The following is an 8698-nucleotide window of genomic DNA, read 5'->3' on the forward strand; positions in this document are numbered from 1 at the left end:
CCCACTAGCAAAGGTATCAAAAAAAAGAGAACATTATCACTTTACGGTATTATTTCGATAATTGCCCTAAATGCACGGGTTCTAGTAGCTGATAGCCAGCTAACTAAAATACTTTACAATGTGTCTTCACCCTCCTCGATCCTCATGTTGGGCCTATGCCTGCTTGTGTAATAATGACGTACCTAGTTGCCTCTCTTTCTCTCCTGCTCCCGCTAATATCTGTCAAATGAACATTCTTTCAGCCCCCCTGACGATGGCATTTGTGTCCCCGCATAGAGCTGGGCAAGTAGCGTGAGTGTAGCTCTAGGGAAATACTCCGCTCCTCTTCCTTTGCCCTGCTAATGCCTTCTTCGTCGCATTCTCTCTAGTCCTTCTCCACCAGCCTGCCCTACAGACTCACTCATGGCATCAGGAGACAGGCTGGGAGCAGAGAGGGGTGTAGGATATGCCCTTATAGGATGATGGGGAGCTCAGCGCCGTCCCACTTGATAATCTTGTATTCACGATAGCGCATCCCATTGCGTTGCTGGAGGATCAGACGGACGTTGGGGTAGTAGTCGCTGAGAATAATGCGATACCCGCGACTAAACTCAGGTATTCCTTTGACCGATTGGAATATGGAGGATGGCTTTATCCGTTTCATATCTCTAGGTGTTAGCTCCCGGTATACAGTCGTGTCCGCTAAGAAGAGTTTATAGAGTATTAACCTAGAGACGTTATTTTGGTCGTAGAGTTTAAGTCTTTGTGTCTCCTCAATGAGAAATGAATAGAGACAACTATCGACAGGGGACTTTTCTGTACTAGGGGAAGTATACATCAAGAAGTTTTTATCAGCCCTTGCCACGAACTTCCCATTCCTCCTTACAACGATGTTGATAGTATCCGTGCTCCTAACCTTGCTCTCGGGTTGGGTCTGTGCACGGAGGGTCGAGTAGCTCATCAAGAGCAATCCTAAGAGGGCTAGGGTATAGGTCTTCATCATCTGTATGTGTCATCAAGGAGCCTCGTAGGTGGTGTGCGCTACAAGCCCCTAAGTCTGTCCTAATGTCGTGGGCAAAGGTAGAGATTTTCCGTCCATGCTCGCAGGTATAAGAAAGGTCTCTATCTCACGTGCCAGCGTATCCCCCCGAAAAAGTTAAGTGGGGTGGTATCCGATCCATCGGATACCACCCCACTCCATATATAGGAGGGGCGTCCTAGACCGATCTGCTAGAAGCGAATGCCATAGACCATCTCGAGCCCGACACTGATCGCACTCTCGGTATTGGTTGTCCTCCAGTAATGCCCTCCACTATAGTATGCAACCTTTGTACGGAAGAAGTTCAGCCCCGTAGCCAGACGTAGGTAGCTATTGTCCGTTACCCCAAACGTCCAGCCAAAGTAGGGTCCAAAGGCCAGTGTATACTGCGGGCGATCATCCCTCATGGCATACTTGTGTCCAAAGAGTGTCGCTCGATCCCACTCTCCATCGAAGCGTAGGCTCAGATAGCCACCTGTGTGATATAGGTCACTTGATGAATCTCGAGAGAAGTGCCAGCGTGGCTCAATGTCCACGAAGGGAATAAGTCCTCCAAAGGTGAATTGCTTGCCGTCCACATCCCTCTTTGCACTAAATCCCGCACCAACAACAAGGCCAGTCCGAGAGACTACAGAAAAGTGGCGAGCTAGCGTCAGCTCGTAAAGGAGGACATTATGCGAGCCCAGCTCTACACCTAGGGAATGCGTGCGCACCTGTGCGGTCATGGAGCCAAGTCCGCAGAGAAGCCCCAAGGCTAGCATCAGTACTTTCTTCATCATATTATCAGTTAGCATGAGGGATTATAGCCTTCTCGGCTGTGGTTATGAGCGATGGCAAAGAAATCTCCACCAGCAAGAGTACTCTCCGATAGCGAGGTAAGGTTGAGTTCATTTTGGCATGAGTATATGCATCCTACCCTGAGGATGGTGATCCATCCCCATGTCCATCTGGTTCGTTTTGATTTCAGATACATCTGTTTTTTAGTTTGTTCATACTCTCGATTGATATGCATCTTCTCCCGCATTGGACGCAATAAGAGATGCATTTCGTCTGCAAATGTATAACAACTATTGTTTGATGATCAATATCCCCGAAAGCATTTCAGTTGTCGTCCGACACATGAGAGTTTTTTCTACTTAAAAGCCTCCCCTGAAGTGTTCCACTTTCTAGTGGAGAATAGACTCCTACTTTTCCTCCGAATAGCCCCCCAATAGCACCACTGGGATGAGCCTCTGCCCATTGCTCTCGGGGCGCTCTGTAACTTGCTCTGCGTCAGGTGCTCCTAGAGGGAGAAAACGTTCATACCGAGAACGCTCTCACGCTCTCGGTATGAACGCCCTTGCGCTCTCGGTAAGAGCGTTCATGCGTTCTTTACTAGAGCGCAAGGGCGTTCTTTACTAGAGCACTTTTAGCTGGTGCGGGGAGGATGGTGTGGCGCAATTGGGAGGATTGTGTATCGGTTTGTGGTAGAGTAGGATGCGCTATTGTGTCTCCCTCTCACCATCGCCTCTGTGTGGGAGGGGGCAGATAGATGTCTTTGGGCGAGGTAGCAGATACCTTTTGTGGGAGGTGAGTAGATGCCTGTGATAGGGCGGACAGATACCTTTGGGGGGATGTGGGGCGATGCTTGTGAGAGGTGTGGGCTGATACCTTTGGGGGATGTGGGCGGATGCTTGAATGGGGTGTGAGCTAATATCTTTGAGAGGAGTGGCTGATGCTTGGGAGGGAGGGCGATCTGATACCTTGGATGAGGAGCGGGCAGATACCTATGGGGGATATGGGCGAATGTTTGAGTGGGTGCGGGCGGATGCTTGGGTGGGATGTGGGCGGATGCTTGTGAGGGGAGGTGGCAGAGGCCTTTGGGAGAGGGAGTACGCTCGTTTGACCTTGGTTCGCTATATTTGTAGAGAACGAATAGACCGACAAGCATGAACCTACAGCAGCTAGAGTATATACAGGCCTTGGATCGCTTCCGCCACTTCGGCAAGGCAGCCGATCACTGCAACGTCACCCAGCCTACCCTGAGCACGATGATCCAAAAGCTGGAGGAGGAGCTCGGAGTAAAGATCTTCGACCGAAGCCACCAGCCGATCATCCCGACAGCTGTCGGTAGGCGTATCCTCGACCAAGCCACACGCATCCTCATCCAGTCAGAGCAGATCCGTGAGATCGTACGTGAGGAGCAGGAGAGCCTCTCGGGAGCGATCTCGCTAGGGATCCTGCCTACCATCGCGCCATATCTCTTGCCCCGAGTCCTACCTCGGCTGGAGAAGGAACTCCCACACCTACGCATCACCTTCGTCGAGCTCAAGACGAGCGAGTGTCTGGAGGCTCTTCGCCTAGGCTCGATCCAGATGGCTATCGTGGCCTCTCGGGCAGAGGTGGACTATCTCGTAGACCATCCGCTGTACTACGAGGAGTTCATGGGCTACGTCCCACGTGGCTCCGACCTCTTCGCCGAGGATCATATCCGTACGTCGGATGTGGGGAAGAAGCATCTATGGCTGCTGGATGAGGGACACTGCTTCAGGGATCAGCTCGTGAAGTTCTGCCATCTACGCTCCAACCCCAGCCATCCCCACAGCTACAGTAGGGGGAGTCTGGAGACCTTTATGCACTTTGTCGAGCAGGGCAATGGGGTGACCTTCGTGCCCGAGCTAGCTGTGGAGCAGCTGGAGGCACAGCACAGGGAGCTGGTACGCCCCTTTGCGCTCCCCCGCCCAACACGAGGGGTCAATCTCGTGACGCATCAGGAGTACGTGCGTACGGCTCTCATTGATGCCGTGGTGGCGGTCATTACCTCGTCCGTCCCTCGGCGGATGCACCAGCTCCAGCCCGGGCAAGACCTCGTGTGATAGCCCCCGAGAGTAAAGAGAGCGAGCCCCCGACGGATGTAGTTCCGTTGGGGGCTCGCTCTCTTTACTCGTATAGGGTCGGCAGTGGGCTACTTGAGGTACTTGTCTAGCCAGCCGAAGAAGGTGCGTTGCCAGAGTAGGGCATTCTGTGGGCGGAGGATCCAGTGGTTCTCATCGGGGTAGATGAGGAGCTCGGCGGGGATGCCACGGAGCTTGGCTGCATTGAAGGCTGCCATGCCTTGCCCAGCTAGGATGCGGTAGTCACGCTCCCCATGGATCACGAGGATCGGAGTATCCCAAGCGCCGACGAGGCGGTGGGGGGAGTTGGCGAAGGTACGCTGAGCGACCTTGTTCTCCTTGTCCCAGGGTGCGCCACCCATATCCCAGTTGGCAAACCACATCTCCTCGGTGGTCATGTACTGCATCTCGAGGTTGAAGATCCCAGCGTGAGCGATGAAGGCCTTGAAGCGCTTCTGATGCACCCCAGCGAGGTAGAATACGGAGTAGCCCCCATAGCTAGCACCGACACAGCCGAGGCGGTCAGCATCGACGTAGGGCTCCTTTTTGAGTTCGTCCACGGCGGTGAGGTAGTCCTGTATGTTTTGCCCAGAGTAGTCGCCACTGATCTGCTCGTTCCACGCCTTGCCGAAGCTGGGGACACCGTGGCGATTAGGCGCAATGACGATGTAGCCCTGCTCTGCCATGAGGCGCATATTCCATCGGTAGGAGAAGAACTGGCTGACGGGGCTCTGAGGACCGCCTTGGCAGAAGAGTACGGCAGGGTACTTCTTCGTCTTGTCGAAGTGTGGGGGTAGGACGACCCAAGTGAGCATATCCTCCCCATTCGTGGTCTTGAGCCAACGCTTCTCCACGGTGATGGGAGCGAGTCGGTCGAGGGTGGACTTGTTCTCGGCGGTAATGGCCTGGGCGACACCCGTCTTGGGATCGACGAGGTAGAGGTCCTTGGGGACGATCATGCTCTGTCGTCCAGCTAGGAGCTTGCCAGCCGTGAAGTCGATGGAGGTATAGTCGTGCTGTCCTGTGGTGATCTGACGGATCTTCTTCGATGCGAGGGGTACCTGCCAGAGCTGGGTCTCGGCGTGCTTGGTGCAGAGGAAATAGATGGACTTGCTGTCGGGAGCCCAGACGGTCTCATCGACATCGTACTCGAAGCCCTCGGTGAGGTAGGTCTTCTTGCCTAGCTCCATGACAAAGAGACGCTTGAGGTCAGCTTCGTAGCCATCACGCTCCATGCTGATCCAGCTGAGCTTGCGCCCGTCCGGGGAGAAGCGAGGGTGGGTGTCGTAGCCTCCGTTCCCCTCGGTGGCATTTATCGTAGAGCCTGCGATGACGTTGTAGAGGTAGATGTCGGTATTGGTGGAGAGGGCATAGTCTAGGCCGACCTTCTTGCGCGAGGAGTAGGCGAGGGTATTGCCGTCGGGGCTCCAGGAGAGTTCCTCCGAGCCACCGAAGGGCTTGGTGGGAGCTTCGTAGGGCTCACCCTCTAGGATGTCCTTGCCCGTGGTGATAGGAGTGTCGCCGACGTTGGCGATGAAGATGTGGGGGATGGTCTCTACCCATTCGTCCCAGTGCTTATACATGAGGTCGTTGATGACACGTCCAGTAGCCTTGGGGAGGTCAGGATAGGTGTCGGAGGCAGACTTGCCGAACTTGATTTCCTTGATGTAGGCCAGTCGCTTCTCATCGGGGGAATAGAGGTAGTCGGAGATACCGCCCTCGATATTCGTGACCTGTCGGCGGTCGCTCCCGTCGGGGCGCATCGTCCAGAGCTGTGTAGCCCCACTCTCGCTAGAGAGATAGCTGATGCGTCGCCCCTGCTGGATCCATCGGGGTGAGCTCAGGCCGGGGATCGCCTTGGTGATCTGGGTGCGATCGGTGCCCTGAGCGCTGATGGTGAAGAACTCAGTGCGGATCTTATTATCCTGGATACTGGGGAAGCCTACGCTGTAGACGACGAGCTTCCCGTCGGGAGAGAGTGCTCCAGAGCCCACACGTGCTAGGGTGAGCATCGTCTCAGGGGTCATGTGTGCAGGACCATCGGCCAGCGCAGGGCTGATGGTGGCTAGTGCGGTAGCAGTCATGAGTGCTGCCATCTGTTGCTTGATCTTCATTGTGATGGGGATGAATGTATAGTCGTACTAGGGACACTCCTAGGAGAGGCGTAGCTGTAGCCGCTCCTTGAGCTGCTGTACATCGGGGTTGATCTCGATGAGCTTCTTCAGCCGATCCTCGGGGGTGAGGGCTAGGCGGGACTGCTCCTCACTGCTCTTCTCCCTAAGGCTAAGCACAAGCTGGGTGTTGTGTAGCGTACTGCGTAGGAAGGACTGGAGCTGGGGCAGGACAGCCTCCACCGTCTCACGGATCGCATTGCCTGGGGGCAGGGCGAGCTCCGCCTGCCCCTCGGTCTGTAGGCTGGGTAGCTCGGCATGGAGGATATTACGGCAGATGATCTGATCACTGCTTAGCTCCTGCTCCACGAAGCGTACGTAGGCGCGCTGGAGCTTCTCCTCGGTGAAGGGCTCATGCTCCTCCTCGGCAGGGCTCGCTGTCCCACCCTCGGAGTCGGCTGTATCGCTGGAGCTTCCTCGGCGACGGCCGAAGAGCTGTCTCCTAGCCCCTGCAGCTTGTTCGCTCGAGGGGGCGTTCGCTACGGACTGAGGAGTAGGTGCAGGCTGTGGGGTGGCAACAGGCTCAGGTGTCACTACGGGCTGTGGCTGAGGAACTGTAGGCTTGGCTACTGGGGCTGGAGTGCTACTTGCAGGAGTAGGGCTGGAGGGCTGGGTGGTAGGCACAGGCTGTGCAGTGGGTGCGGGCGAGGGCGCTGGAGCCGTACTCGCCTGAGGGGGCGAGGTCGTCTGTGCCGTAGCTCCTGCCTGTGTCTGTCCAGCAGGGGCGGTGGAGGGCGCAGGAGCTGCTAGCTCTCCAGTGGAGTGGAAGGTGCTGACGAGCCCAAGGAGCGTGAGCTCGATCAGGAGACGCTTATTCGTCGCCTGCCGATACTGCTGGTCCGCCTGTACGAGGGCACGTATGGCGGCGAAGAGCTGGGCTGGGGTACAGCGGGTTGCCAAGGCTTCGTAGGCCTGTGTGACACGCTCGGGCTTCTCCAGGAGGACACTCGTGCCTGGGTGCTGGACGACCAAGAGGTCTCGGGCAAAGGCCGCTAGCCCAGCGAGGATCGTCTGCCCCTCGAAGCCCTTGCCTAGGAGCTCATCCAGCAGTAGGAGCAGAGAGCGGTAATCGCCCGTGAGCAGATCATCAAAGGTGCGGATGAAGTAGGAGTAGTCCAGCACGTTGAGACTCTCTAGAGCGTGCTCGTAGGTGATCTGCCCCCCAGCAAAGCTCGCTATGCGGTCAAACATCGAGAGCGCATCACGCATCCCGCCGTCAGCCTTCTCTGCGATCAGGCCTAGGGCAGCCTCATCGGCTACTATCCCTTCGCTCTGTGCGACGTACTGCAGGTGGTGGGTGATGTCCCCGACAGTGATCCTCTTGAAGTCATAGATCTGACAGCGGGAGAGGATCGTGGGTAGGATCTTGTGCTTCTCTGTGGTGGCTAGGATAAAGATCGCATAGGAGGGTGGCTCCTCGAGCGTCTTGAGGAAGGCATTGAAGGCCGTGACCGAGAGCATGTGTACCTCGTCGATGATATAGACCTTGTACTTACCGAGAGCAGGGGGCATGGTGACCTGCTCGGTGAGCTGGCGGATGTCCTCCACCGAGTTGTTGGATGCTGCGTCGAGCTCGAAGATGTTGAAGGAGCGTCCTTCGTTGAAGGCACGGCAGCTCTCGCACTCATTGCAAGCCTCGCCCTCGGCGGTTAGACTCTGGCAGTTGATCGTCTTGGCTAGGACACGTGCTGCGGTGGTCTTCCCTACGCCTCGTGGCCCGCAGAAGAGGTAGGCATGCGCCAGTCGCCCCTGCTGTACCGCAGTACGTAGGGTCGAGGCCATAGCCCCCTGCCCGACGATGCTCTGGAAGCTATCGGGGCGGTATTTGCGTGCAGAGACGATGTAGTTGTCAGCCATAGTACTCCATAATATGTATGATATGTATATGTACAAAGATAGCGATCTTCACTGACCCAAGGTATAAGGGCTAACCCTAGAGAAGCCCTAGCTAAAAAGATGCGTCCCAGCTCGATTCGTCGAGCTGGGACGACTTCAAGGATTTTAGAGTGCCTTGTGTACACGACTTAGGTAATACACCTACACTATATTCTTCCACAAAGGTAGTGCATTTAGCTGTGTCTCTAGGTCACGGGTCGGGCTGGTGCGTGAGCCCTACCCGTAGGCTCTGTCCATGGAGTCCCTTGGGGGACGCACCTCCTATCTGGGGAGGAGGGGCTTCGCCAGCTCTCTGTGGCTCTAGACGTTACCCCCTGGCCTCATATCTACGAAGGTGCTCTATGGAGGATATACCTAGAGCGAAAGTGTGTACACGTGGGTATACAATAGTGTACACACGTGTATACAGTAGTGTACACGCGTGTATACCACCCCCTCCTAGAGGGCAGGTCTACACCGAGCAAACCTACGTCTAGGATGAGATGGAGTCGTCCCCGTGTATATGGACTAGAGAAACGCAACAGCCCCGCACTACCTGACGTAGTGCGGGGCTGTAGACTTATGGTTGCTTGGGGTAGTGGCTTAGCCGTTTACCTTAGCCATGTGAGCTACGAGGTCGAGGACCTTGTTGGAGTAACCGATTTCGTTGTCGTACCAGCTAACGAGCTTAACGAACTTGTCGGTAAGAGCGATACCAGCCTTAGCGTCGAAGATAGACGTGCGGGTGTCGCCGAGGAAGT

Annotated in this window: 5 protein-coding genes and 1 pseudogene; 1 reads left to right on the plus strand and 5 read right to left on the minus strand. The window is 55.7% G+C overall.

Annotated elements, in window-relative coordinates; genetic code table 11:
• Positions 1-451: 451 nt before the first annotated feature.
• Positions 452-643, minus strand: a complete 192-nt coding sequence (locus QZ554_RS07430; protein WP_297195503.1) for a hypothetical protein — start codon at positions 641-643, stop codon at positions 452-454.
• Between the two features lie 566 nt (positions 644-1209).
• Entirely contained in the window at positions 1210-1797 is a 588-nt protein-coding gene (locus QZ554_RS07435; protein ID WP_297195505.1) for a hypothetical protein, read from the minus strand.
• A gap of 1149 nt (positions 1798-2946) precedes the next feature.
• Here QZ554_RS07435 and QZ554_RS07440 point away from each other — a divergent pair.
• Positions 2947-3873: a hydrogen peroxide-inducible genes activator gene (locus QZ554_RS07440; RefSeq protein WP_297195507.1), complete on the plus strand. Its 927-nt coding sequence runs from the start codon at positions 2947-2949 to the stop codon at positions 3871-3873.
• Between the two features lie 89 nt (positions 3874-3962).
• On the opposite strand, the gene QZ554_RS07445 is transcribed toward QZ554_RS07440, so the two are convergent.
• The 3 genes and pseudogenes from QZ554_RS07445 to QZ554_RS07455 form a co-directional block, all read right to left on the minus strand.
• The gene (locus QZ554_RS07445; RefSeq protein WP_297195511.1) at positions 3963-5975 is read right to left on the minus strand and encodes a S9 family peptidase; all 2013 of its coding nucleotides are present in this window, start codon (positions 5973-5975) and stop codon (positions 3963-3965) included.
• A gap of 69 nt (positions 5976-6044) precedes the next feature.
• Positions 6045-7919, minus strand: coding sequence for a DNA polymerase III subunit gamma/tau (locus QZ554_RS07450; RefSeq protein ID WP_297195509.1), 1875 nt, complete (start codon positions 7917-7919; stop codon positions 6045-6047).
• Positions 7920-8540: 621 nt separating this feature from the next.
• Positions 8541-8698, minus strand: a pseudogene (locus QZ554_RS07455) (type I glyceraldehyde-3-phosphate dehydrogenase); the annotation flags it as partial.

It is taken from the genome of uncultured Porphyromonas sp., assembly GCF_915070105.1.
In the GTDB taxonomy this organism is placed as follows: domain Bacteria; phylum Bacteroidota; class Bacteroidia; order Bacteroidales; family Porphyromonadaceae; genus Porphyromonas.

What these genes read in the sequence shown, in the direction of transcription:
- QZ554_RS07435 (WP_297195505.1), bottom strand. Translation starts at nt 1,797, where the DNA reads ATGATGAAGAAAGTACTGATGCTAGCCTTGGGGCTTCTCTGCGGACTT.
- QZ554_RS07430 (WP_297195503.1), bottom strand. Translation starts at nt 643, where the DNA reads ATGAAACGGATAAAGCCATCCTCCATATTCCAATCGGTCAAAGGAATA.
- QZ554_RS07450 (WP_297195509.1), bottom strand. Translation starts at nt 7,919, where the DNA reads ATGGCTGACAACTACATCGTCTCTGCACGCAAATACCGCCCCGATAGC.
- QZ554_RS07445 (WP_297195511.1), bottom strand. Translation starts at nt 5,975, where the DNA reads ATGACTGCTACCGCACTAGCCACCATCAGCCCTGCGCTGGCCGATGGT.
- QZ554_RS07440 (WP_297195507.1), top strand. Translation starts at nt 2,947, where the DNA reads ATGAACCTACAGCAGCTAGAGTATATACAGGCCTTGGATCGCTTCCGC.